General features: G+C 69.5%; 19 protein-coding genes. 7 read left to right on the forward strand and 12 right to left on the reverse strand.

What is annotated here, in order from left to right:
- Positions 1–51: 51 nt before the first annotated feature.
- Positions 52–2946, reverse strand: coding sequence for a type I DNA topoisomerase (gene topA / locus CU254_RS36475; protein ID WP_199786082.1), 2895 nt, complete (start codon positions 2944–2946; stop codon positions 52–54).
- Between the two features lie 306 nt (positions 2947–3252).
- On the opposite strand from topA, the gene CU254_RS36480 reads away from it, so the two are divergent.
- Positions 3253–4068 (forward strand): serine protease, encoded by an 816-nt coding sequence (locus CU254_RS36480; RefSeq protein ID WP_037715987.1) that lies wholly within the window; start codon positions 3253–3255, stop codon positions 4066–4068.
- 64 nt (positions 4069–4132) lie between these two features.
- Here the strand turns inward: CU254_RS36480 and CU254_RS36485 are convergent, their stop codons facing one another.
- A complete protein-coding gene (locus CU254_RS36485) occupies positions 4133–4834 on the reverse strand; it encodes a hypothetical protein (RefSeq protein WP_009084360.1) in 702 nt (233 codons plus the stop codon).
- Between the two features lie 94 nt (positions 4835–4928).
- Between CU254_RS36485 and CU254_RS36490 the strand changes: the two genes are divergently transcribed.
- Positions 4929–5717, forward strand: coding sequence for a nucleotidyltransferase domain-containing protein (locus CU254_RS36490; RefSeq protein ID WP_009084362.1), 789 nt, complete (start codon positions 4929–4931; stop codon positions 5715–5717).
- Here CU254_RS36490 and CU254_RS36495 read toward each other — a convergent pair.
- Both CU254_RS36495 and CU254_RS36500 read right to left on the reverse strand, forming a co-directional pair.
- Entirely contained in the window at positions 5684–6271 is a 588-nt protein-coding gene (locus tag CU254_RS36495) for a hypothetical protein (RefSeq protein ID WP_037718570.1), read from the reverse strand. The genes CU254_RS36490 and CU254_RS36495 overlap by 34 nt on opposite strands.
- A 136-nt stretch (positions 6272–6407) precedes the next feature.
- Positions 6408–8693, reverse strand: a complete 2286-nt coding sequence (locus CU254_RS36500; RefSeq protein ID WP_037715989.1) for a sodium-translocating pyrophosphatase — start codon at positions 8691–8693, stop codon at positions 6408–6410.
- Positions 8694–8969: 276 nt separating this feature from the next.
- Here CU254_RS36500 and CU254_RS36505 point away from each other — a divergent pair, with 276 nt between their 5' ends.
- Complete coding sequence (locus CU254_RS36505; protein WP_050788358.1) at positions 8970–12074, forward strand: DEAD/DEAH box helicase; 3105 nt, start codon at positions 8970–8972, stop codon at positions 12072–12074.
- 46 nt (positions 12075–12120) lie between these two features.
- Here CU254_RS36505 and CU254_RS36510 read toward each other — a convergent pair whose 3' ends face one another.
- The 8 genes from CU254_RS36510 to ssd form a co-directional block, all read right to left on the reverse strand.
- Entirely contained in the window at positions 12121–12741 is a 621-nt protein-coding gene (locus CU254_RS36510) for a bifunctional DNA primase/polymerase (RefSeq protein ID WP_009084369.1), read from the reverse strand.
- 1219 nt (positions 12742–13960) lie between these two features.
- Entirely contained in the window at positions 13961–14323 is a 363-nt protein-coding gene (locus tag CU254_RS36515) for an Rv3654c family TadE-like protein (protein ID WP_009084372.1), read from the reverse strand.
- Positions 14320–14658 carry a TadE family type IV pilus minor pilin gene (locus tag CU254_RS36520; protein WP_037715991.1) on the reverse strand — a complete coding sequence of 113 codons (339 nt, stop codon included), beginning with the start codon at positions 14656–14658 and terminating at the stop codon, positions 14320–14322. The genes CU254_RS36515 and CU254_RS36520 overlap by 4 nt, the downstream gene beginning before the upstream one ends.
- On the reverse strand, positions 14658–14822 hold the full coding sequence (locus tag CU254_RS36525) for a DUF4244 domain-containing protein (protein ID WP_078561018.1): 165 nt from the start codon (positions 14820–14822) through the stop codon (positions 14658–14660). The genes CU254_RS36520 and CU254_RS36525 overlap by 1 nt, the downstream gene beginning before the upstream one ends.
- Before the next feature lie 30 nt (positions 14823–14852).
- Positions 14853–15548 carry a type II secretion system F family protein gene (locus CU254_RS36530; protein ID WP_009084376.1) on the reverse strand — a complete coding sequence of 232 codons (696 nt, stop codon included), beginning with the start codon at positions 15546–15548 and terminating at the stop codon, positions 14853–14855.
- Positions 15545–16291, reverse strand: a complete 747-nt coding sequence (locus CU254_RS36535; RefSeq protein ID WP_037715994.1) for a type II secretion system F family protein — start codon at positions 16289–16291, stop codon at positions 15545–15547. The genes CU254_RS36530 and CU254_RS36535 overlap by 4 nt, the downstream gene beginning before the upstream one ends.
- Before the next feature lie 74 nt (positions 16292–16365).
- Positions 16366–17505 (reverse strand): TadA family conjugal transfer-associated ATPase, encoded by a 1140-nt coding sequence (locus CU254_RS36540; RefSeq protein WP_009084381.1) that lies wholly within the window; start codon positions 17503–17505, stop codon positions 16366–16368.
- Complete coding sequence (ssd, locus tag CU254_RS36545; RefSeq protein WP_009084383.1) at positions 17506–18564, reverse strand: septum site-determining protein Ssd; 1059 nt, start codon at positions 18562–18564, stop codon at positions 17506–17508.
- Positions 18565–19257: 693 nt separating this feature from the next.
- Between ssd and CU254_RS36550 the strand changes: the two genes are divergently transcribed.
- From CU254_RS36550 to CU254_RS36565, 4 genes are all read left to right on the forward strand, one after another.
- Positions 19258–20079 (forward strand): HAD family phosphatase, encoded by an 822-nt coding sequence (locus CU254_RS36550; protein WP_009084385.1) that lies wholly within the window; start codon positions 19258–19260, stop codon positions 20077–20079.
- 631 nt (positions 20080–20710) lie between these two features.
- Entirely contained in the window at positions 20711–22513 is a 1803-nt protein-coding gene (locus tag CU254_RS36555) for a glycoside hydrolase family 3 protein (protein ID WP_037716000.1), read from the forward strand.
- Positions 22510–23790 (forward strand): exo-beta-N-acetylmuramidase NamZ domain-containing protein, encoded by a 1281-nt coding sequence (locus CU254_RS36560; protein ID WP_037716002.1) that lies wholly within the window; start codon positions 22510–22512, stop codon positions 23788–23790. The genes CU254_RS36555 and CU254_RS36560 overlap by 4 nt, the downstream gene beginning before the upstream one ends.
- A gap of 11 nt (positions 23791–23801) precedes the next feature.
- Entirely contained in the window at positions 23802–25556 is a 1755-nt protein-coding gene (locus tag CU254_RS36565) for a serine hydrolase domain-containing protein (protein WP_037716005.1), read from the forward strand.
- Positions 25557–25608: the final 52 nt, after the last annotated feature.

Here is a 25608-nt window from a genome sequence, read left to right on the forward strand (position 1 = left end):
GACACGAGAAAGGGCCACCCGGAGTTTTCCAGGTGGCCCTTCGGATTCTCGTTACTTCGACTTCGTCGCGGTGCTGCTGCGCTTCGCCGGAGCCTTCTTCGCAGTCGTCGACTTCGCCGCCGTCGACTTCGCCGCTGTCGACTTGGTCGTGGTCGACTTCGCCGCAGTGGACTTCGCCGGCGCCTTACGCGTCGTGGTCCGCTTCTTCGGTGCCGGACCCTTCGCGCGCTTCTCCGCCAAAAGCTCGGCCGCGCGCTCCGCGGTGAGTTCCTCGATGCTGTCGGACTTCCGCAGCGTCGCGTTGTACTCGCCGTCGGTCACGTACGGGCCGAAGCGGCCGTCCTTGACCACCATCGGCTTGCCCGACACCGGGTCGTCGCCGAGTTCCTTCAGCGGCGGACGCGCGGTGGCCGACCGGCCGCGCTGCTTCGGCTCCGAATAGATCTTCAGTGCCTCTTCCAGCGTGATCGAGAACAGCTGGTCCTCGGTCTGGATCGACCGCGAGTCCGTGCCCTTCTTCAGGTACGGCCCGTAGCGCCCGTTCTGCGCGGTGATCTCGTCGCCCGACTCCGGGTCCTTGCCCACGACGCGCGGCAGCGAGAGCAGCTTCAGCGCGTCGTCGAGCGTGATCGTCTCGATCGACATCGACTTGAACAGCGACCCCGTACGCGGCTTCGGCAGCTTCGCCTTCGCGGCCTTCTTCTGCGCCGCGGTGGCGTCCTCGGGCAGCTCCGGCTCAGGAAGCAGCTCCGTGACGTACGGGCCGAAGCGGCCTTCCTTCGCCACGATCTCGTGTCCGCTGACCGGGTCGGTGCCCAGCACGCGGCCTTCCTGCGGCGTCGCGAAGAGCTTCTCCGCGATCTCCGGCGACAGCTCGTCCGGCGGCAGGTCCTCGGGCAGGTTCGCGCGCTGCGACTCCCCGTTGACCTCGCGCTCCAGGTACGGCCCGTAGCGGCCGACGCGCACCACGACCTGGTGCCCTTCGGCGTCGCTGAACATCGGGATCGAGTTGATCTCGCGCGCGTCGATGCCCTCGACACTGCCGTCGACCAGCTTCTTCAGCCCGCCGAGGCGGCCGACCGAGCCCTCGACGCCGAAGTCGCCGCCGAAGTAGAACTTCGACAGCCATTCGACGCGGTGCTCGTCGCCGTTGGCGATGCGGTCCAGCTCGTCCTCGAGACCGGCGGTGAAGTTGTAGTCCACCAGCCGCTCGAAATGCCGCTCCATCAGCCCGACCACGGCGAACGCGACCCACGAGGGCACCAGCGCGGAACCCTTCTTCCACACGTAGCCGCGGTCCTGGATGGTCTTGATGATCGACGCGTACGTCGACGGGCGGCCGATGCCCAGCTCTTCCAGCTTGCTGACCAGGCTCGGCTCGGAGTAGCGCGCGGGCGGCGACGTGGAGTGGCCGTCCGCGGACAGCTCGGGCGCGGTGAGGGCCTGGTCCTTGGCCAGGACCGGGAGCCGGCTCTGCTTGTCGTCGGCCTCGCCGCCGGCCTCGGTGTCGACTGCCTCGACGTACGCCTTCAAGAAGCCGGCGAAGGTGATCGTGCGGCCCGAAGCGGCGAAGGTGCATTCCTCGCCGGTCGCGGCGGTGCCGACGATGCGCACCGACATCGTGGTGCCCTTCGCGTCCGCCATCTGCGACGCGATCGTGCGCTGCCAGATCATCTCGTAGAGCCGGAACTCGTCGGTGTCCAGCTCTTTCGCGACCTGGCCCGGCGTACGGAAGACCTCGCCCGACGGACGGATCGCCTCGTGCGCTTCCTGCGCGTTCTTCACCTTGCGCGTGTACTGGCGCGGCGACGGCGAGACGTATTCCTTGCCGTACAGCTGCGTCGCCTGGTTGCGCGCGGCCGTGATCGCCGACTCCGACAGCGTCGTGGAGTCGGTACGCATATAAGTGATGTAACCGTTCTCGTACAGCTTCTGCGCGATCCGCATCGTGCGCTCGGAAGTGAAGCGCAGCTTGCGGCCAGCTTCCTGCTGCAGCGTGGACGTCATGAACGGCGCGTACGGCTTGCGCGTGTACGGCTTCTCCTCGACGCTCGCGACCTTGAAGTCGCGCTCGCTCAACGCCTGGGCCAGCGCCCGCGCGTCCGATTCGCCGAGCACGCGGATGTCCGCGGCGTTGCCCTTGAGCTGCCCGTTGGAGTCGAAGTCGCGACCCGTCGCCAGGCGCGAGCCGTCGACCGCGACGAGGCGCGCGGGGAACGTACGCGGCGAAGCGTCCTCGCCGGCGTCCATGGTCGCCGAGATGTCCCAGTACGACGCCGAGGTGAAGCGCATCCGCTCGCGCTCGCGCTCCACGACGATCCGCGTCGCGACGGACTGCACGCGGCCCGCCGAGAGCTTCGGCATGACCTTCTTCCACAGCACCGGCGAGACCTCATAGCCGTAAAGCCGGTCGAGGATGCGGCGGGTCTCCTGCGCGTCGACGAGGTCGGCGTCCAGCTCGCGGGTGGCCGCGGCGGCGGCCTGGATGGCCTGCTCGGTGACCTCGTGGAAGACCATCCGGCGCACCGGGACCTTGGGCTTCAGGGTCTCCAGCAGGTGCCAGGCGATGGCCTCGCCCTCGCGGTCGGGGTCCGTCGCGAGGTAGAGCTCGTCGACGTCCTTCAGCAGCCCCTTCAGCTCGGTGACCTTGGACTTCTTGTCCGGGGTGACGATGTAGAGCGGTTTGAAGTCGTTGTCGATGTCGACGCCGAGCCGGGCCCACGATTCGCCCTTGTACTGCGCGGGGACGTCGGCGGCGCCGCGGGGCAGGTCCCGGATGTGCCCGACGGAGGACTCGACGACGTAGTTGCCGCCGAGATAGGGGGCGATCTTGCGGGCCTTGGTTGGCGACTCGACGATCACCAGCCGCCGTCGATCGGCACCGTTGCCCCCGGTGCCGCTCTTCTTGGTCCGTGTTCCTGCCACGCTGCCCTGCTCTCCACTCATCTCCGCGCCGCCGCAGCGGCGCTCTCCCCCCTGCACCAGAGGGGTACTGCGCCCGCGTCTCGACCTGTCAGTGTGCACGTCCCCGGTGTCCGCGCAGCGCCGAGGTGCCCTGACGAGCCGCCGGGTCCCTGCCCGTCGGATCGCCGCTGACCTCGGCGATGTTTCTCCTCCACACCTAGCACGTGATGTCGGACACGTGCCGTGCAGGGTAACCGGTCAGCCAGCCGATACCCTCCGTTAGACGGTGGCGGGTCCCCGGATGGCGACGGTTCACTTATTCCTCCCCCCAGCCGAAAGGAACCCACCATGATCCGCCGACTGGTTGGCGTCGCGATCGCCGTCACGGCGACATTCGCGCTGGTCACCGCCCCCGAAGCAAGTGCGGCGACCACCACGTTCACCGGTGCCGTGGCGCTGTCCAACTGTTCCGGTTCGGTCGTGAAACCGGCCGCCACGCCGATGGACGCGCCCGCCCTGGTCCTGTCGAACGGGCACTGCCTCGAGGAAGGCATGCCCGATCCGGGACAGGTGATCGTCGGGCAGGCCTCGAACCGCTCGTTCGACCTGCTGTCGCCGGACGGGCAGAGCTCGGTGGGCACCGTGACCGCGACCAAGGTCGTCTACGCGACGATGACCGACACCGACATCTCGCTGTACCAGCTGAGCGACACCTACGCCGACATCCAGCAGAAGTACAGCGTGCCGCCGCTCGAACTGGTGAACACGCATCCGCAGGCGGGCACGCCGATCGACGTGGTGTCCGGGTACTGGAAGCAGATCTACTCCTGCTCGATCGACGGGTTCGTGCACGAACTGCACGAGAACAACTGGGTCTGGAAGGACTCGATCCGGTACGTCCCGGGCTGCGCGACCATCGGCGGCACGTCCGGTTCGCCGGTCGTCGACCGCGACACCGGCAAGGTCATCGGCGTGAACAACACGTCCAACGACAACGGCGAGAGCTGCACGCTGAACAACCCGTGCGAGGTCGACGAGGCCGGCAACGTGACCGTGCGGCCGAACTACAAGTACGGCCAGGAGACCTACGGTATTCCCGCCTGTCTGACCCCCGCCAACGAGATCGACCTCAACCAGCAGGGCTGCACCCTGCCGAAACCGTAAGACACCTGCTCGGAAAGGTCCCTCGTCGCTCCGCTGAGCGATGGGGGACCTTTTTATTGCGCGCCTACCCCACGGCCTCCAGTAAATACTGTGAAGGGCTCTCCGCCGGAGCGCCTCGGCGCGGCTCGCCCGGCGTCCGTTCGCGGCGCTCACCGGCCGGCGGCAGTTCTGGCCACACCGCCTCCGCCCCGGCCGGAGGTTCGCCGATCAGCTCCAGCAGACCGGCCAGCTTCCGCCGCCCGCTCACGCGCACCGCGGGCTGCTCCGCCTTCGGCCCGAGCAACCGCGCGTGGACGCCCAGCGGCGCGAGCACGGTCAGCAGTTCCTCGTGCGTCCCTGGGGCCAGCGGATCGACGCCCAGCAGGTAACCGCCCGGTTCGGGCCGGCCGGCCGCCAGCGCCCACATCCGCAGCATCGCGCCGCTCAGCCGGAAACCGCCGGGCACCGCCTTGCCCGAGTCGTCCTCCGTCGGACCGGTGTGTCCCGGCCGGAGCCATTGTTCGGCGAGACCGAGCAGGTCGACCCGGAACGACGTGCGCACCTGCGGACTGCCGCATTCGGCCACCGCGACCTGCGCGTCCGCGCCCCGGCTACGGCATTCCCGCGCCAGCACGCGAGCCCGCCACGGCTCGTCGACCAGCACCGACAGCCGCGCCGCCGTGCGGCCGAACCCGGTGATCTGCCCTTGGCAGCACAACAGCCCGGCCAGGTCGGGCAGGCCCGGGCCGGTCGCCTCCGCCGAGAACAGCGAGATCGTCCGATCCACGCCGCGATGATAGAACACAAGTTCGATTGAAGGCGAGCGTCACGCCGAGGTTTTTGCCGAGCACTCAGCGTTGTCGGTATAGTTATACCGGTAGATGTCGACCCGGGGAGCGGAAATGTTCGAGGTCGCCGAGCGCGTCCAGATCCGGGACGAACTGCTCGCCTTGGCGCGGCAGGACACGGACATCGTCGGCGCCGCGCTGGTCGGATCGGCCGCGCGCGGCGCCGAGGACCGGTGGTCGGACGTCGATCTCGTCCTCCAGCTCGCGGAGGACGCGGACGAGCCCGCGGTCGTCGCACGCTGGACCCGCTCGCTCGACAAGAAATACGGAGTCGCCGACACCCTCGACGTGACCTCGCGCGAGGGAGTTCGCTACCGGGTCTTCCTTCTCGATTCCTCGCTCCAGGTCGACTTGTCGTTCTGGCCGCGAGATCTGTTCCGGGCCACCGAAAACGGCTTCCGGCTCGTTTTCGGCCAAGCCAACGAACCGACCCGCGCCGCGGAACCGGGCAGCGCGCACGTGATCGGCATGGCCTGGCTGTACGCGTTGCACGCCCGTTCGGCGATCGCCCGCGGCCGGACGTGGCAAGCCGTCCTGATGCTCGACGACCTGCGCGCCCAGATCATCACGCTGGAATGCCTGCGGCACGGCCTGAATCCTTGGCACGGCCGCGAAGTCGACCGGCTGCCCGAACCGGTGCTGGAGACGTTGCGAGACGGCCGGGCGACGTCGGTCAGCTTGCCTGAACTCGAACGCTCCCGGCAGGCGCTGCTTCAGCATTACCTGGCCGCGGTGGAACACCACGATGCGGAACGAGCCGTCGCCCTTCGCCGGGCACTCGATCCGGATCAGCGTGGCGCAGGCGGGACCACCAACTGCTGACAGCCTGCCGCGCGTTTCCCCGCCGCGGACAGGGCTGGCGTCGCGTCCAGGCCCTTGAGGACGTCGAGCCGGGAAATCTCGTCGATCGCCGATTGGGCGTCGTCCAGCGCCGCCTTGACCTGGTCGGGAGTGCTGGCCGCGTCGAGCTTGCCGCGCACCTCGTCCGCCTGGTGCCGCACCGAAGTGAACTGGCCGAGCAAAGCCGTGCGCGCCGGTTCGCCGCCCGGCAGCGGCGCGGGACCGACGCGGTGCAAACCGGAGACGGTCTGGTCGATGCCGGTGGCGACCGACGCCAGGAGATCGCTCGAGGTACGGGTGGCCTGCGCTGACGAACTCGGGTCGATCGAGGGCAGATTCGCCAGCGCACGAACCAGATGCGTGACCGCCCCGCAGTACCCGTCGGCCCATTTCGCGGCCGGATCGGATTGGGCCGCCGCCTCCGCGTGCCCGCCGGAGACGACCTGCTCGCCCGGCGGCGGCGCCTGCCCGCAGCCCGTGAGCCCCAAGCCGATTCCCGTTGCCAGCGCGGCTAAACCGGTCCACCGCGGCCGCACCCGCACCACTCCTGTCCGTCGAAATCCGTGTCCTCCGCACGGTACCGACCCGCCAGTAGTCCGCAACTCGCCCCGGGCCGCGGACGCGAACGGGCCCGGCACGCGAAGGCGTACCGGGCCCGAATGGAGCAATGCGTCAGGCTTTCGCCTCCGCCGGAGTCTCCGACATGACGCTGCCGCGCCGCTTGGACACTACGATCGCCGCGACGATCACCGCGACCGCGACGACCGCGATCACGATCCGCCACGTCGTGTCCGCGCCGCCGCCGAGCGTCAGCGTGACCACCGCGGGCGCGATCAGCACCGAGACCAGGTTCATGACCTTGATCAGCGGGTTGATCGCGGGACCGGCGGTGTCCTTGAACGGGTCGCCGACGGTGTCGCCGATGATCGTCGCCTCGTGCGCGTCGGAACCCTTGCCGCCGTGGTTGCCGTCCTCGACGAGCTTCTTGGCGTTGTCCCAGGCGCCACCGGAGTTGGCGAGGAAGATCGCCATCAGCGTGCCGGTCGCGATCGCGCCCGCCAGGTACCCGGCGAGCGCGCCGGTGCCGAGCCCGAAACCGACCGCGATCGGCGCGAACACGGCCAGCAGACCCGGCGTCGCCAGCTCCCGCAGCGAATCGCGGGTGACGATGTCGACGACCCGGCCGTACTCGGGCCGCGTGGTGCCCTCCATGATCCCGGGGATGTCGCGGAACTGGCGGCGCACCTCGTACACCACCGCGCCGGCGGCACGCGAAACCGCGTTGACCGCGAGACCGGAGAAGAGGAACACGACCGCCGCGCCGACGATCACGCCGACCAGCGTGTTCGGGCTGACGACCTGGTTGACGAACGAGCTGACCGCGGTGACCGCGCCCTCGCCGCGTTCGGCCACGGTCTTCGCGATCGCGTCCGAATAGGAGCCGAACAGCGCCGTCGCCGCCAGCACCGCGGTGGCGATCGCGATGCCCTTGGTGATCGCCTTGGTGGTGTTGCCGACCGCGTCCAGTTCGGTGAGGATCTGCGCGGCCTTCTCGTCGACGTCGCCGGACATCTCGGCGATGCCCTGCGCGTTGTCCGAGACCGGGCCGAAAGTGTCCATCGCGACGATGACGCCGACCGTGGTCAGCAGGCCAGTGCCGGCCAGCGCCACCGCGAACAGCGCGACACCGCCGCCGAGCAGGTACGCGCCGAACACGGCCGCGCCGATCACCAGCGCGGTGTACACGGCGGACTCGAACCCGACCGAGATGCCGGACAGGATCACCGTCGCCGCACCGGTTTCCGACGTCTTGCCGACGTCCTGGACCGGCTTGTGCTCGGTGCCAGTGTAGTAGCCGGTAATGCGCAGGATCAGCGCGGCGAGCACGATGCCGATGATCACCGAAACCGTCGCGATCACCGCCGGGTTGCCGGTGTTGTGCGAGAAGCCCTCGCCGAAGTCGGCGAAGCTGCTCGGCAGGTACACGAACGCGGCGACCGCCGACAGCACCGCGGAAATGACCGCGGAGATGTAGAACGAGCGGTTGATCGTGACGAGGCCGCCCTCGCCCGCGCGCGCCTTCGTGATGTAGACGCCGATCACCGCGGTGATCACGCCGATGGCGGGCACGATCAGCGGGAAGATCAGGCCGGACGCGCCGAACGCGGAGCTGCCGAGGATCAGCGCGGCGACGAGCATCACCGCGTAGGACTCGAAAAGGTCCGCGGCCATGCCAGCGCAGTCGCCCACGTTGTCGCCGACGTTGTCGGCGATCGTCGCGGCGTTGCGCGGGTCGTCCTCGGGGATACCCTGTTCCACCTTGCCGACCAGGTCGGCGCCGACGTCGGCGGCCTTCGTGAAGATGCCACCGCCGACTCGCATGAACATGGCGATCAGCGCCGCGCCGAAACCGAAGCCCTCCAACACCTTCGGTGCCTGGCCGGTGTAGACGAGCACCACGAGCGCCGCGCCGAAGAGGCCGAGCCCGACGGTGATCATGCCGACCACGCCGCCGGTGCGGAACGCCACGCGCATCGCCTTCTCGCGACCGCCCTCCTCGCGCGACGCGGCCGCCACGCGCAGGTTCGCCTGCGTGGCCAGCCACATGCCGAGGTAGCCGATGGTGAACGAGAACGCCGCCCCGACGAGGAAGAAGATCGACCGGCCGATCCGTTCGCGCCAGTCGTCCGCGGGAAGCGCGAACAGGAGCAGGAACACGATCACGCCGAAGATGGCGAGGGTGTTGCGCTGCCGCTTCAGGTATGCGGCCGCACCTTCCTGCACTGCCTTGGCGATGTCCTGCATCTTGGCGGTGCCCTGGCCCGCGGCCAGCACCTCCTTGAGCAGGACGTAACCGATGGCCAGTGCGACAAGGGCGACCACGGCGACCACACCGACGATGGTGTAGCCACCCCCGGAGAGCGTGATACCGCCCTCCGCGAGGAACTGCCGGGACATTCGTCCTCCTGGGAACGCCGTCTGGCCAGCGCGGGCCCGTCGTACCCGGCGCGCCTGCACTGGCGGGGATCTGTGCCGAAGGACACGCTAGCCGTGCGAGCAATGCACGTCTCACATGACTCTCGCCACAGTGGGTGTGGATCGAGGGAGTGTATTGGTAGTGCTCCGCCCGTCCGCAATGCGTCCCGGCGAGAGCACGTTCGGTAACCTTGTGTGATTGCTCACTGGATCGATCTCGGCCCGGTTTTGTCGGTGCCCTGTGCGAAGCTTCGGCACGTGGTGGGAGAGCGAGGACGGAGGCTGCTGGACCGGGTCACGGCGGGGATCCCGGCGCACGAGAATCCGGTGACGCACGTGTCCCGGCTGCCGGAACGCGCGGCCCGGCACGAGCCGTGGCCGGAGTGGGTGGAGCCGTCGGTGGTGGCCGCGTTCCGCGCGTCCGGGGTCGAAAAACCGTGGCGGCACCAGGTCGAGGCGGCTTCGCTGGCTCAGGCGGGGACGCACGTCGTGGTGTCCACCGGGACCGCGTCGGGGAAGTCGCTGGCGTACCAGCTGCCGGTGCTCAGCGCGCTGGCCGCGAACGAGCGGGCGACCGCGCTGTACCTCTCGCCGACGAAGGCGCTCGGCGCTGATCAGCTGCGTGCGGTGTCCTCTTTGGACATCGCGGGCGTACGCGCGGGCGCCTTCGACGGAGACACCCCGATGACAGAGCGCGACTGGGTCCGCGCGCACGCGAACTGGGTGTTCAGCAACCCCGACATGCTGCACCGCGGCATCCTTTCGGCGCACTCCCGATGGACGCAGTTCTTCCGCCGGTTGCGGTACGTCGTGGTCGACGAATGCCACAGCTATCGCGGCGTGTTCGGCTCGCACGTCGCGCTGTTGCTGCGCCGCCTGCGCCGGGTGGCGGAGCACTACGGCGCTTCCCCGGTGTTCGTGCTGGCTTCGGCGACCACCGCGTCCCCCGCTTCCTTCGCCACCCGGCTCACCGGCGTGGAGTGCACCGCGATCACCGACGACGCTTCCCCGCGCGGCGCGCGCACGGTCGCGCTGTGGGAGCCGCCGCTGCTCGACGAGCTGACCGGCGAGAACGGCGCGCCCGTCCGCCGTCCGGCCGGTGTCGAGACCGCGCGGATTCTCACCGAATTGGTCATCGAAGGCGCTCGGTCGCTGGCTTTCGTCCGTTCCCGCCGCGGAGCCGAACTGACCGCGCTGGGGGCGCGCCGCCTTCTGTCCGAAGTGGACCCTCGGTTGGCGGATACCGTTGCGGCGTACCGATCCGGTTATCTCCCGGAGGAGCGGCGTGCCCTGGAGCAAGCCCTGCTTTCGGGTCGGCTGCTCGGCGTCGCGACCACGAACGCGTTGGAGCTGGGCGTCGACATCGCCGGCCTGGACGCCGTGGTCCTGGCTGGCTACCCCGGCACGCTCGCGTCGTTCTGGCAGCAATCCGGCCGCGCCGGCCGTTCGGGCGACGAGGCGCTGGTGGTGTTCGTCGCCCGGGACGATCCGCTCGACACCTACCTGGTGCACCATCCGGCCGCGTTGCTGGAACGCCCGGTGGAAACGGCGGTCCTGGACCCGACGAACCCGTACGTGCTGGGCCCGCAGCTCGCGTGCGCCGTCGCGGAGTTGCCGTTGACCGAACCGGAATTGGAAACCTTCGGCGGCGAGGCGGCCCGAGCGGTGCTGGCGGATCTGGCGGCGGAGAAGCTGCTGCGCCGCCGGTCGAGCGGTTGGTACTGGACGTCGCGCGACCGCCCGCACGCGGACGTCGGCATCCGCGGCTCAGGCGGCGACCAGATCGCGGTGGTGGAAGCGGACTCGGGCCGGATGCTGGGCACCGTCGATCCCGGTTCGGCTTGCTACTCCGTGCATCCCGGTGCGGTGTATTTGCATCAGGGGTCGTCGTATGTGGTCGATGAGCTGGACTTGGAGACGGGCCTGGCGCTGGTGCACGCGGAGGACCCGGACTGGACGACTTCGCCGCGCGAGATCGTCGACATTTCGGTGCTGTCAACGGAAGAACAATGCCGCCACGGCGGGGTGACGGTATGCCTGGGCGAGGTGGCGGTGACGTCGCAGGTGGTGGGGTATCTGCGACGGCGCCCGTCGGGCGAGGTGCTGGACCATACGCCGCTTGACCTGCCAGAACAGAGCCTCCACACGAGGGCTGTCTGGTACACGGTTTCGGATGAACTGCTGGAGTCTCCGGTTGGGGGCTCGGCAGGCGCGGTCGCCGGAACCACGTCACTGACCGCTGGCGGCACCGGTGAAACCAGTGCTGAGTCAACCGTTGTCGGATCGGTCGGAGTCGAAATCGCGTCTCCGGCCGCCGGGGAGCCGGGCCGAGCGGGCGCGGAATCGGTGAGCAGCCAAGCAGGTGGCGAACTCGCCGAACCCGCCGACGCGCCACCGGCCGCCGGGGTTCGTGGTCGAGCGGACGCGAATTCGACGCGCAGCCAAACAGGTGGCGAACTCGCCGGGCCCGCCGACACGCCACCAGCTGCCACGAACCCCGGCCAAGCGAACGCGAATTCGGTGGGCAGCCGATCAGGTGGCGAACTCGGAGGGTCCGCCGACACGCCGCCGGCCGCCGGAGTTCGTAGTCGAGCGGGTGCGGAATCGGTGGGCAGCCAATCAGATGGCGAACTCGCCGAACCCGCCGACACGGCACCGGCCGCCGGGGTTCGTGGTCGAGCGGGAGCGGCGTCGGCGCGCGGCCAGTCGCGTGGTGAACCGGTGGGGACCGGGAGTGTGGCCCCAGCCAGCGGGGGAACTGGCGGGGCCGTTGCGGGGCCGGCGGACAGTGGTGCGGCTGGAGAACCGGTGGGGACCGGGGGCGCCTCGTCGGTTGTCGGGGTGACCGGCGAGGCTTCGGGCGATCCGGCGGCGGGGCGGGGGCGCGGCGCCGGGGTCGAGGTCGGTGGTGCGGTGGGGCCGGTGGGGACCGGGGGTGCTGGCAGGGCACCGGGGGGCGCCGGGTTGATTCCGGCGCGCGTCCCCGGTGCCCTGCATGCCGCCGAGCACGCGGCGATCGGCCTGCTACCGCTGTTCGCTACGTGCGACCGGTGGGACATCGGCGGGGTGTCTACCGCGTGGCACGAGGACACCGGGGAGGCGACGGTGTTCGTGCACGATGGGCATCCCGGGGGTGCGGGATTTGCCGACCGCGGTTATGCCGCGATTGTCCCGTGGCTGGCCGCTACGCGGGAGGCGATCGTCTCCTGCGAGTGCCCGACGGGCTGCCCGTCCTGCGTCCAGTCGCCGAAGTGCGGGAACGGCAACGATCCGCTGGACAAGGCAGGGGCGGTGGCCGTACTGGGAGCCGTGCTCGGGGCGTTGCGTCAGCACGGGGAACAGTGCGGCCACGGTGGAGCGTGAAACTTTCTTCGGTTGTCGCGCGCTGCCTGCCGGGGTGGAACCGGAATCAGGCGGCGGTGCTCTCGACCAGCATCGGGGCGTGCTCGTCGGCGAGGGCGCGGACCAGCACGTCCTGCACCTCGGCGGCGGGCGGCAGCTGCCAGCCGCACACCTCCGGCTTCACGCGCCAGTGCACGACACCGTGCTGGAACGGCGACGGGGGCAGCGGGATGTAGCTGTCCTTGCCGTGCCACTGCACGGAAATCTGCTCGGCGAGTTCGGCGGGAAGGTGCTCGGAGGGCGAGGTGAGGAACAGCCACCGGCCGTTCGGCATCGCGACGATCGGGGCCGGGTGCCCGATGGAACGCAGCAGCCGCGCGGCGCGCTTGCCCAGTTCCTGGTCCACCTCGACCGCGTCGAGCACGGTGCCGGTCGCGACGAGCAGGCTGTGCGTGCGGTCGCTGAACCAGCTGGCGACCTCGTGGGCGTGCGAACCGACCAGCTCACGCCAGTCGTCGCGCACCGGCACCGGCCGGCGCCAGGTCAGGTCGTCCCCCTCCGCGGTGATCGGCTCCGGGGTCGCCCCCGGAAGCACCGGCCAGCCGCGCCAAGCGAGGCCGATCGCCTCCGCACGCAGTTCGATGCGGAAGGCGTTCCGCCAGCTGTCCGGCCAATTCGCGTCCAACATTGCTTTCCTGCCTTCGAGGTCCGGTGTTCGCGCCGTCCGGGTCGGGGCCGTGGTGGCGCATGTCTCACTAAACGGCAAGTTGCACATTGCCGGGAAGACTCCGCGCGACAACCGGCCGTTACCGAGCGATGAACGCCCAGTAGCCCACTGTCCGGCCGATAACGAGGTGCCGATCACCGGCCGCTGACCCCGCCGTCCGGCCCGCGAGAACGGGCCGACCACGGGATTCGACACTTTCCCGCCCTATCGCACGGGTACTGAGGCATACCCTTGGACCGGTCGTTGACCTGGGGATTCGACCGTTCAGCGTGCGCCAGCGACCGCTGCTCGTGTCCTTCGCCACTCATCGCCGGTACCGGAAAGGTCCGGACGAGCCGGGGGTTCCGGCGACTGGTCACCTGTCCGGCTCGTCGCCGATGAGCGGTTCCGACGGGGGTCCGGAATGCCGCTTGCGGCGACGTGCGGAGACGGGGCGGGAGGGATGGGTGGGGGCGGTTGGCAGGTTGCAACTCCCTTCGATCGGGGCGGGCATTGGGGCAGATCCGACCGAGGGGCGTCCTCGGCACCGACGGGCCGGGTGGGGCAAATCCGGCCAGTTGGAGCGGTCACGTACCCAAGCGGCCAGGGACCGGCCGCGGAGGAACGCCACTGTGACGGACGCAAGCATCCGCGGAGGAGCCAGCGGGCAGCCGCGGAGCACGGCCGACCGGGTCGCATCGCTGCCGAGCACAGACACCAGTACCGCAGCGAGCCAGAGGCCAGTCGCTGACCAACGGCGGCCCGACCAGGCCGGGCGTCACCGCCGCCGAACACAGCCACCTGGCGGCACCGAGGGCCGCGTGCGGGAACCAGCGACAGCCGCAGAGCGCGACTTCCCCACTGGCCCGCGCATCGCCGCCGAGCGCAGACCTCGGGGCCAGTACCCGTGGGCTGCACCCGGCTGCCGGTCCCCGGCACCGCTGCCCGACCGGTCGGCCAGCTGCCACCGCCGGGCGCGGACATTGGGGCCAGTACCCGTGGGCTGCACCCGGCTGCCGGTCCCCGGCACCGCTGCCCGACCGGGCGGGCAACTGTCGCCGCCGGGCGTGGACATTGGGGCCAGTACCCGTGGGCTGCACCCGGCTGCCGGTCCCCGGCACCGCTGCCCGACCGGGCGGGCAACTGCCGCCGCTGGGCGCGGACATTGGGGCTAGCACCGGCAGCGCAAGGGCCGGGCTTGTCAGGGAGGCAGGTCGACCGGACCGGCGCGGGATTTTGCGGTGGGGGCGGGCAGGCCGGGGACCGGGGTGGTCGTGGCGCGGACTTCGATGAAAGCGTCGCGGTTGTGCCAGCGGCAGCTGGTCAGCTCTGTGCGTTCGTGGTCGGCTACCTCCTTGGCTCGGGCGCAGGCGGTGGTCGGTCCGGCGGCGGCGTGGGCTGCTGCGGCCAGTGCGCCCAGGTCGGCGGCGGCTTCGGTGCGGTGGCGGGCGGTGATCGCCGCGGCTAGCCACCACACCAGGACTGTTACGGCGATCAGGGCGGTCGCGGCTAGGGCCGTCCAGATGGTGGCTACGCCGGCGTCGGCTGGTTGTTCTTGGGTCATGGGGTCAGGCCTGGTTCGAGGATGGCGTAGGCGGTCGCGCTGAGGTGGAGGGCGGACAGGACGTCGGTGGTTACTTCGGCGGTGAGGCCGTCGCCGGTGCGGTGGATCGTGAGGTGTGCGCCGCGCGGGGCAATGGTTTGGACCACTGCGTCGGCGGCGCCCGATTGCCCGGCTGCGGTGAGACGGGCGGCTTCGCGGGCGGCGTCCAGGCACCGGAGATGTCCGGCGATCGCGCTGGTGCCCGCGAGCAGCATCGCCAGCACGGCGGTCAGCGCGCCCAGAGACAGCGCGGCTTCTACCGTGACGAATCCGCCGTCCCGGCGACGGCTGGCCATCAGGTGGCCACCGTCAGGGCTTTGTGCACCAGGCCGGCCAGCGTCGCGGAGACTGAGTCTCCGCTGAGCAGCACGTAGAGCGCCACGGCGAAGGCTGCCGCGGCTACCGTGCCGATGGCGTATTCGGCGGTGGTGGTGCCCTCGTCTCCGGGCAAGAACCACATGGTCGGTTTCCCTTTCTGTCGGGTACGGGTTCACAGCAGGCCGCCGATTCGCCCGGCCAGGCCGAGCACTACCGGCAGCACGCCGAGGGCGAAGAACGCGGGCAGGAAGCACAGCCCGACCGGCATGGCCAGGGCTACTCCGGCACGTTCGGCGCGTTCTTCGGCTTCGACGCCCAGTCCGTCGCGGACGCGGCGGGCCAGGTCGTCCGCGGTCGAGGCGAGGGCTGCCCCGGACCGCGCGGTTCGGGTGGCTGCCACTGCCAGTTCGGCGAAGCCTGGCCGGGCGCGGAGCGGGGCCCACGCCGGAGCGGCGTCGGAACCCAGGGCTAGCAGGTTTGCTGTTGCGTGCAGGGCGTTTTCGGTGTCCGGTGGGGCGCCGGGGGCTACGGCTGCCAAGGCGGTCGGGACTGGCATTCCGGCGCGTAGGCAGGCGGCGAGCAGGTCCAGGGTGGACGCGGAGCGGAGGCGTTCCGAGACGTCGTCTGGGTTTTTGGGGTGGCGGGATCGACGTAGGAGCCACCAGGATCCTGCGCCCGCGGCTAGTCCTACTGGTATTCCAGTGAGGACGGTGGTGGACAGGCCCACGACGACCGCGGCGGCGGGGTGCCAGATCTCTGGCCGTGGGGTGCGGCGTGGGCGTTTGGGGCGGGCCAGCTGTCGGGGCGGAGCGGTGGTCGGCCAGAGCAGTAGTGCGGTGGCCATGAGGGCGAAGCTCAAGGCGGTCATGGGGCGGCTCTGCGGTTGGTCAGGGCTCTGGACCACGCGGTGCCCGCCCAGAGCAGGGCCGCGCCGGCGACCAGGAATGCTTGTCCGATCAGGGTTTCGGTGAGCACGGCGAGCGGGTTGGCTCCGATGAGCTGGCCCATGGCCAGGCAGCCGACGGGCAGCACGGTCAGGACTATCGCGCTCATGCGCGGGCCGGCCATTTTGGCGTGCAGACGGCGGATGAAGGCGACTTCGGCGTCGACGTCTCGGCGGGCGGCTTCGAGGGCGTCGGCGATGGGCAGGCCGTGTCGGCGGGCGAGGTTCCAGGATTGGGCGACCGCGGGAAGTGCGGATGATTCCAGGGTTCCGTCCAGGCGGGCGGCGGTGGCCAGGTTGTGGAGTTCTCCGGCCAGTTCGGGGACGGCGTCTGCGGCCGCCTCGGCGGCGGTTACCGGGTGAGCACCGGCGCGGAGTTCCGAGACCATCGTGCGGAGGACGGTCGCGGTGCGTTCGGCACGGATCAGCGTTTCAGTGGTTTCCCTTCTGCTGCGCCATTCCTGACGGACGGCGACGGTGAGCAGGGCGGTGGCTATCGCGGCGCCGATTCCGCCCAGCGGCAGAGCGAGGACGGCGGGGGCCAGCCAGAGGGACTGGCGGGGCGGGACGCGGAAGCGGAGGCGCGGGGCCGGAAGGAGGCGGCTGGGGGTGGTTGGCCAGCACAGGATTCCGGTGCCTGCGCAGAGGAACGGCCATGCGGAGATCAACGGGTCACCTCGATGCTGGGCGCGGTTAGGCGGGATTGGACGCGCTTCCTGCGTAAGAACTGGAGCGTGGACGGCTAGTCAGGTGTGGTCAGGGCGGTGAAGAGGGAACGGCGGCTCGTCCAGTGCCCGTCACGCCAGACCGGGTGGGTCTTTACTTCTCCGTGGTATCGCTGGAGTACTGCGACCTCTGCGAGGCGGCGACCGGTGGTGGTTCGGCGCATGTGGAGGATTACGCGGACGGCCGCGGCCAACTGACTGTGCAGCGCGTCCCGTGGCAGACCGCCTAGGGCGGCTAGGGCTTCTAGGCGCGCGGGGGCTTCTGCGGGCGAGTTCGCGTGCAGGGTGCAGGCACCGCCGTCATGGCCGGTGTTCATGGCGTTCAGCAGGGAGCACACTTCTGCGCCGCGGACTTCGCCTACGACGAGGCGGTCTGGGCGCATCCGCAAGGCCTGACGGACCAGTTCCGGGAGTTCTACGGCACCGGCGCCTTCGACGTTGGCAGGGCGGGCGACGAGGCTGACGAACTGTGGGTGGGTCGGCCGTAGTTCGCCTGCGTCTTCGACACAGACGATGCGTTCGGTTGGTGCTACCTCGCTCAGCAAGGCGCTGAGCAGCGTCGTCTTTCCGGCTCCGGTGCCGCCGGTGATGAGGAAGGCCAAGCGGTGCTTGAGGATTGCTTCGAGAATGCTCAGGGCGGTCGGGTCGATGGAGCCGTGGGCGTGGAGCGCGGACAGGTCGTGTGTCACCGGGCGCAGGACGCGCAGGGACAGGCAGGTGCCGTTGGCTGCGATGGGCGGCAGCACGGCGTGGACGCGGATTCGGCCTTGGCGCACGGGAAGCCAGCCGTCTACGTAAGGCTGGGCGTCGTCCAGGCGGCGGCCTGCGGCTAGAGCCAGGCGTTGCGCTAGGCGGCGGACGGCGTCCTCACTTGGGAAACGGATCGGCGTACGGGTAAGGCCGGTGGGACCATCAGTCCATATCTGGTCGGGGGCGGTGACCAGGACGTCGGTGATCGTGTCGTCCTCCAGCAATGGGGCTAGCGGGCCCGCGCCTACGAATTCGTCTCGGGCTTGGCGGACCGCGGCTAGTACCGCGTCGTGGCTCAGGGCTCCGCCTGCTTCGGCGCGGACGGCTTCGGCTAAGGCGATCGGGTCGGTGCCGCGGCTTTCGCCGGCCAGGCGGTGGCGGACTCGTTCTACGAGGTCGGCGGTCATCTACGCCGCCTGCGCGGTCGGGAGGGGACGCAGGTTCGCCAGTACCGCGCGAGCAGCGGTGGCCAGTGCGCCTTTCGGGGGCAGGTCGAACTCGCCGGATTCCAGGGTGATGGCTACCCGGCGTTCCGGGGACACGTCAGCGATCAAGGGCGGGCCCAGCATGCCTGCGGTTTGCGAGGCCGAGATGCCGTCGGCGCGGTGTCCACTTGCGACGACTGCGAAACGCTCGGTGTGCGGGCGGAGGTGGTTCAGGACCTGTTTCGCTGCCATGCAAGCCCGGAATTCGACGGGAACGACGAGCACGACCAGGTCGGCGGCCGAAGCGACGGCAAGCGTGCCCTCGCTGAAATGGCGGGGCAAATCGCAGACGACGGTGCGGCCGGCGCGGCTGCCCGCGGCGACTACGGCGGACAACGCGCGAGGGGTCGGGCCGTCCCCGGAACGGCCGCAGGACAGCACCGGGAGGTTGCCGCGGCTGGGAAGGGAGGCGATCAGGGACGGGACGGAGACGCGGCCGGACACCCGAACTTCCGGCCAGCGCAGGCCTTTCGTGTGCTCTAGGCCCAGCGGGAGGTCCAATCCGCCGCCTAGCGGGTCGCAATCGACTAATAGCGCGGAACCGGTGCGAGCGGCTTCGACAGCGACTGCGGCGGCCAGCACGGAGGCGCCGGAGCCGCCTCGGCCGCCTACGAAAGCGATTACTGGACCGGGTGATTCGGCTGGGGCGTCGGTGACATCGGCGAACGCGCCGGTCAGACCCGCCTCGTCGTCGGGCAGGCTGAAGACTCGGCGAGCGCCGAGAGCGGCCGCGCGGCGCCAGGTGTCCAAGTCTGGCGCGCCTTTGCAGACGAGCACGACGCTGTCGCGGGCTGGCATTGGCGGACTGTCGACAGCGATGTCCTCGTCCAGCACCACGAGCGGGGCTCGGGTCCATCGTCCGCGTGCGGCGGCGAGGTCTGGTGCGTGGTCGAACTCGCAGCCGACTACCGCGGCGACGCGGCGGATCTCTTCGAACACGGTGCCTTCGCCGGAGACGACGAGCGGTTGTGCGGTGGCCATGTGCCCCTCCCCTGGGTCTCGTGGGCCGGACTTCCACCGTCGCCCGCCGCCAGGGCCCGCGGCAATGCCCGTTTTTCCGTCATGTGGATAACTCGGGGGTTGTGGACAACTCGGGGTGCGAAATCGATACAGCAACCGCGGAGTGTCGGTCCGCACCGGACAATGCACGGCCCCGCGTATTCGACCGAGAAAACGATTGCTGCGGAGAAACTCCGGAAAATCAAGTGGAAAGAAGTGAATTTGCCGCACTGAGCCGAGTAACAGGTGCCGCGACCGGAGAAAACACCGCAAAGGTAAGCGCGCGGTTAATTGATCTTGCTCGTAAGACGCGCGCTGAACGACCGAGACTGCCCAGGTCAGAGCGAGGAACGCCGCCAGCGCGAGGATTTTCGGGGGAGACCTGAAAATTGTTCGCCGAAGCCGGAAACCGGGAGAATAGAAGGCGGCCCTCGCCAGGGGGGAGGGACGAGGGCCGCCAGGGGTTCAGCCCCGGGGGGTCGGACTGAACCAGCCCGGTTCACGACCGGGTCCGTTCACTGTAACTCCGTTAGCTATGAGTTGGCTGTGTGGGTGACACATACGATTCGATAACGGCACTCGAGGCCGTAAGCGAGCCGATGTCATCGATTTTCCGGCCGTCGCCGCGCCCGGTGTGCTGCCAACAACACCGCGCGGTGCGCCTATCCTGATCACGTGGCCGAACCCCGCAGCGAAGAAGCACCCCGGCGCGTAGCCGCCTTCTTCGACCTCGACAAGACGATCATCGCCTCGTCCAGCGCGCTCGCGTTCAGCAAGCCGTTGCTGCGCGAAGGGCTGATCAACCGCCGCGCGGCGCTGCGAAGTGCTTACGCGCAACTGGTTTTCTCGCTCGCCGGCGCGGACGCGGACAAGACCGAGCGGATGCGGGCCGAGGTTTCCGCGTTGTGCGCGGGCTGGGATGTCGCGCAGGTTTCCGCGATCGTGCGCGAAACCTTGCACGACGTAGTCGATCCGCTCGTTTACGTGGAAGCAACCGACCTCATCGCACAGCACCTCGCCGACGGACACGACGTGATCGTGCTGTCCGCGACCGGCGAAGAGGTGGCCGCTCCGGTCGCGGAGATGCTCGGCGCGACCCGCTGCGTCGCCACTCGCATGGAGATCGTCGACGGCCGCTACTCCGGCGAGGTCGATTTCTATTGCTACGGCGAGAACAAGGCCGTCGCCGCGAAGCAGCAGGCCGCCGAGCACGGCTACGACCTCGCAGACTGCTTCGCCTACACCGATTCCAGCACCGACATCCCCCTGCTGGAGGTGGTGGGTCACCCGCACGCGGTGAACCCGGACAAGCTGCTGCGCCGTACCGCGGAGGAGCACGGCTGGCCGGTCCTCGCGTTCGAGCGGCCGATGTCGCTGCGCACGCGGATCCCGGCGAAGTCCGCGGGCATGGTCGCGCTCGGCGTGGGAGCCGTGGCGGCGGGCGCGACCTGGTACAGCCTGAGCCGGCGCCGCCGGTCTCGGGGCGACGGCGACTGAGCACCCGCACGGCGGTACCAAAACTCCGGTTTCCGCAGCTAGGTCCGTTGCTGAGGGTGGTGCTGTCACCGGATCGAGCCTCTGTACCGGTGCACCCGTACGCGCACTTGAAGTGACCGCGCTCACGGCGTAGAAAGTAGGTGCGGACGTTGATTCGGCCAGGACAGAGGTAGAAGAGAAGCCTCTGTCACCCCGAGCAACCTCCGTGCGCGGACTCCGGGTACCCACGCGCAGCACGCCGCGGGAGGCTCGTCGTCTAGGGACTGCGTACCGGGACGCCGGACGCCGAGTCCATGAAGGTACGACCAGAGTTGCACGCTTGGTCGCCCGAGATGTCCGCGCCGACTGGCGGCGCCCGTTGGCCTCGGCTGACGGGCGCCGCCAGTGTTATGTCCGGCCAGCGGCACCGGCACGCCGCGCCGAGCCGGTCTCGAACGCCTCCGCGCCTGCCGTCCTCCCAGGTGAACCCTCTCGTTCCTGCGCTCGGCCGATGGACAACCCCGTGTCGCGGTGAGTAGCTTCCCGATACCGGTGCTGCCCGGTGGACGCTTCACGATTCGCGTCCGTACCCGCGGCGGCACGCGACACTGGGAGGCAATTCGTGACGAACCGACTCGCGCGCACGCGGAGGATGCAGGTGTTCGCCGTTCCCCTCGCGGGGGTGCTCGCCGTCGGGGGGTTGAGTTCCTCGGCGTTCGCCGCGCCGAAACACCCGCAGCAGACGCCTCAGCCGACGGCCGCGCAGCTCGACGCCGCGGCCGCGCGGGCGCTGCGCGGCATGAGCCTGGAAGAAAAAGTGGGGCAGCTGTTCGTCACGTGGGTGAACGGCAAGTCCGCGGACGAGGTCAACCCGAAGAACCAGACCGATTTCGGCGTCGACACCGCGGCACAGGCCGTGCAGAAGTACCACCTCGGCGGGGTCATCTACTTCAACAACGCCAGCCGCGACAACTTCGACGACCCGGTGCAGGTCGCGAAGCTGTCCAACGGCTTGCAGCGCGCGGCGATCTCCAGCGGCGCGCACATCCCGCTGCAGATCGGCACCGACCAGGAGGGCGGCACGGTCACGCGGATGGGCGCGCCGGCCACCGAATTCCCGAACTCGATGGCCATCGCCGCCGGCCGCGACACCGGCAGCGCGACCAAGGCCGCGACGATCCTGGGCCACGAACTGCGCGCGGTCGGCATCAACCAGGACTACGCGCCGGACGCGGACGTCAACTCCAACCCGGCCAACCCGGTCATCGGCGTCCGTTCGTTCTCTGGACGACCTGACCTGGCCAGCAGTTTCGTGACCGCGGAGGTCAAGGGCTACCAGGACTCCGGCCCGGCGAACCAGACCGTCTCGTCCACCGCGAAGCATTTCCCCGGCCACGGCGACGCCGCCACCGACAGCCACACCGGGCTGCCGAAGATCAACCGCACCGAAGAACAGTGGCGGGCGATCGACGTGCCGCCGTTCAAGGCCGCGATCGCCGCCGGCATCGACTCGATCATGAGCGCGCACATCCAGTTCCCGAGCCTCGACCCGTCCGGCGAGCCGGCGACCCTGTCGAAGCCGATCATCACCGGCAAGCTGCGCGGCGAACTCGGCTACAACGGCGTCGTGATCACCGATTCGCTCGAGATGCAGGGTGTGCGGGAGCTGCACAGCGACGCCGAAATCCCGGTCCTCGCCTTGAAAGCGGGCGTGGACCAGCTGCTCATGCCGGTGCACCTGGACGTCGCGATCAACTCCGTGCTCGCCGCGGTGAAGTCCGGCGACCTGCCGATGCAGCGGATCGACCAGAGCGTGCTGCGGGTGCTGAAGCTCAAGCTGAAGCGCGGAATCCTGTACTCGCCGTTCACCAATCCCTCGCAGGTCATGAAGAAGGTCGGCACGCCGGACCACCTGGCCACCGCACAGGGCATCGCCGACCGGTCGATCACCGCGATCGCCAACGACGCCGGCGTGCTGCCGCTCAAGCAGAAGCCGTCGAACGTGCTGGTCACCGGCTGGGGCGTGACCACGACGCAAACGCTTGCCGACCGCTTCACCGCGCACGGCACCAAGGCGACCGCGCTGGCCACCGGGCAGACGCCGACCGACGCGCAGATCGCCCAGGCCGCGGCTGCCGCGAAGCAGAACGACGTCGTCGTGGTCCTGACCAACAACCTGGGCGGTTTCCCCTTGCAGGGCAAGCTTCTTCAGGCCTTGATGGACAGCGGCAAACCGGTGGTCGCGGTCGCCGCGCAGATCCCGTACGACGCCGGGTACGCGAACCCGGTGCCGACCTGGCTCGCCACCTACGGCTACATCACGCCGTCGCTCGAAGCGCTGGCGAGGGTCGTGCTCGGCGAGACGAAGCCCAGCGGGAAGCTGCCGGTCGACGTCCCGGCCGGGGCGGACGTGCACACCGTCAAGTACCCCTTCGGACACGGGCTGACCTGGTGACTCTCAATCGCAGGAAGTTTCTGGCCGTTCCGGCGCTCGCAGTCCCGGTAGTGGCGAGCGGCTCAGCTGCGGCACAAGCAGCACAGGCAGCGCCCGAAGCAGCACAACCCGAGTTGGCACACCGAGTACTCACCGGTGCCGAACAACTCGCCGCGCAGGGCTGGCGTCCGCTCGCCGGACGCAAGCTCGGAGTGCTGTCCAACCCGACGGGCGTGCTCGCCAACGGGGACCACATTGTCGACTCGATGGTCGCGGCGGGCGTACGTCCCGTCGCGGCCTTCGGGCCCGAGCACGGCTTTCGCGGCAGCGCGCAAGCCGGTGGCTCCGAAGGCGATTACACCGACCCACGCACCGGCATCCCGGTGTACGACGCGTACGGCGCTAACGCGACGAAGCTCGCTTCGCTGTTCCAGAAGGCCGGATTGGACACTGTCGTCTTCGACATCGCAGACGTCGGCGCGCGCTTTTACACCTACATCTGGTCGCTGTACACGGCGATGGTCGCCGCAGCGAAGGTCAACGCGGCCTTCGTCGTCCTAGACCGGCCAAACCCCATCGGCGAGCGACTGTCCGGCCCAGTGCTCGACCCGAAGTTCTCGTCCGGCGTCGGGCTGAAGCCGATCGCGCAGCAGCACGGCATGACTGTCGGCGAACTGGCGCGGTTCTTCGCCGCCGAGTTCCTCCCCGGCGAAGGCGTGAAGCTGGAGAAGCTCGACGTCGTCCAGGTACGCGGCTGGCGACGCGACAGCTTCTTCGCCGACACCGGTCTCCGCTGGGTCCTGCCAAGCCCGAACATGCCGACGCCGGACACAGCGCTCGTGTACCCGGGCACAGGCATGTTCGAGGGCACCGTGTTCTCCGAAGGACGCGGCACCACACGGCCGTTCGAAATCATCGGCGCGCCCGGCCTCGACTGGCGTTGGCGCGAGGAACTCGAGAAGCTCCACCTGCCGGGCGCGGCGTTCCGCGAGATCTACTTCGTGCCCACCTTCGGCAAGTTCGTCAACGAGCCTTGCGGCGGCGTACAGGTCACCGTGACCGACCCGCGGGCCTTCGACGCCATCAGCACCACCGTCTCGATGTTCGTGACGGCCAAGCGCGTCGCGCCGGGCAAATTCGGCTGGCGGCCGGACCTCATGATCGACAAGCTGTCCGGATCCGCGCGGCTGCGCACCATGGTCGACGCCGGCGCCGGGGTCGACGAGATCACCGGCGCGTGGCGCGCCGAACTCGCCGACTTCGCCCGCAGACGGCGTCCCCACCTGATCTATCGCTGAGGAGAGCCGCCATGCGTGCTAGGAAAGTGCTCGTCGCGACGTTGGCCGTCCTGGTCGCGGCCACGACGACCGCGGGAGCAGCCACGATCGACAACCGACACGGCGGCTTCGCCGGGCGTTTCGACCGTCCGCAGCACGGGTTCGCACCGGCGAGCACGACGCTGCGCGACAGCAGCCCGCGCGAGGTCAACCTCGATCCGCAGCCGATCCGCGACGCCGAACAGTTCCTGAAGAGCTGGACCCAGCCGGACGCCAGCGGGCATCCGCACTTCTCCGGCGCGGTCGGCCTGCTCGCGCACGACGGCGTGGTCGTGGACCGGTACGCCGTCGGCGGCGCGCTGCGGTACGCCGACGCCAAGGGCACCGAACTGCCGCCGGACCAGCAGGTCCCGATGCGCAACGACACCATCTTCGACATGGCGTCGATCTCGAAGCTCTTCACCTCGATCGCCGCGCTGCAGCTGACCGAGCAGGGCAAGCTGGACGTCAACGCGCCGGTCGTGCGCTACCTGCCGGAGTTCGGCGTCAACGGCAAGCAGGACGTCACTGTGCTGCAGCTGCTCACGCACACGTCCGGCTTCGACGCCGACCCGTCACCGTCGCTCTGGCAGGGCTACCCGGACATCCCGTCGCGGCGCAAAGCAGTGCTCGACAGCCCGCTCAAGAACGCGCCGGGCAGCACGTATCTGTACTCCGACCTCAACATGCTCACCCTCGGCTTCCTGATCGAGAAGCTGTCCGGCAAGCCGCTGGACCAGGTGGTGCACGACCGCATCACCGCGCCGCTCGGCATGGTCGACACCGGCTACAACCCGCCCGCGTCGAAGCTGAACCGGGTCGCCGCGACCGAGTACGAGACGACCCCGCCGCGCGGGCTCGTGCGCGGACAGGTGCATGACGAGAACGCCTGGTCGCTCGGCGGCGTCGCCGGGCACGCCGGGGTGTTCTCCACGGCCGGCGACATGGCGGTGCTCGCCCAGACGATCCTCAACGGCGGCAGCTACCGCGGGCATCGGATCCTTCGCCCGGACACCGTCACGAAGATGCTGACGAACTACAACCAGCGTTTCCCCGGCGACGAGCACGGGCTCGGCTTCGAGCTGGACCAGCCCTGGTACATGGGCGCGCTCGCGTCGCCGATCAGCGCGGGCCACACCGGCTTCACCGGCACCACGCTGGTCATCGATCCCGAATCGCGGTCGTTCGCGTTGCTGCTCACCAACCGCGTGCACCCCACGCGCACCTGGGGTTCCATCAACCCCGCGCGCCAGGTCTGGGCGACTTCGCTCGCGAAGGCGATGGCGGTCCGGCCGGTCGAAGGTCCCGACGCCTGGTACGCGGGCCTCGGAAACAACAGTGTGGCTACTCTCAGCACACAACCGCTTCCAGCCGGTGCGCCACTGCGCGTGTCTTTCGCCGCTTTCGTCGATACAGAAGGCCCGAGCGACCCGTTGCAGCTCGAATCGAGCACCGACGGGGTTAATTGGCAACCTGTTCCGCTTCAGGCCCGTGGCCCGGGTGCACCCGGCGACAAGACGCTCGCGCTGGGCGGACACGGGCACCGTTCCTGGTGGTGGGTGTCCGCGGAGGTGCCCGCGGCCGCGGCGACGTCGCTCCGGTGGCGTTACAGCACCGATCCGAACTACACGGGACGGGGAGTTTCCCTCGATAGTGTGAAAGTCACCCAACGCGGCCACGTCGTTCTCGATGGTGAGCGAAACCCGGGAGAGCTGGCCTCTTCGGGGTGGAAATTGAGCGCTCGGTAAGCACCCCGCCGCGCATTGCCACCTTCGTGGCCCCACTCAGTGGAACAAGACT

Source organism: Amycolatopsis sp. AA4, from assembly GCF_002796545.1.
Taxonomy (GTDB): domain Bacteria; phylum Actinomycetota; class Actinomycetes; order Mycobacteriales; family Pseudonocardiaceae; genus Amycolatopsis.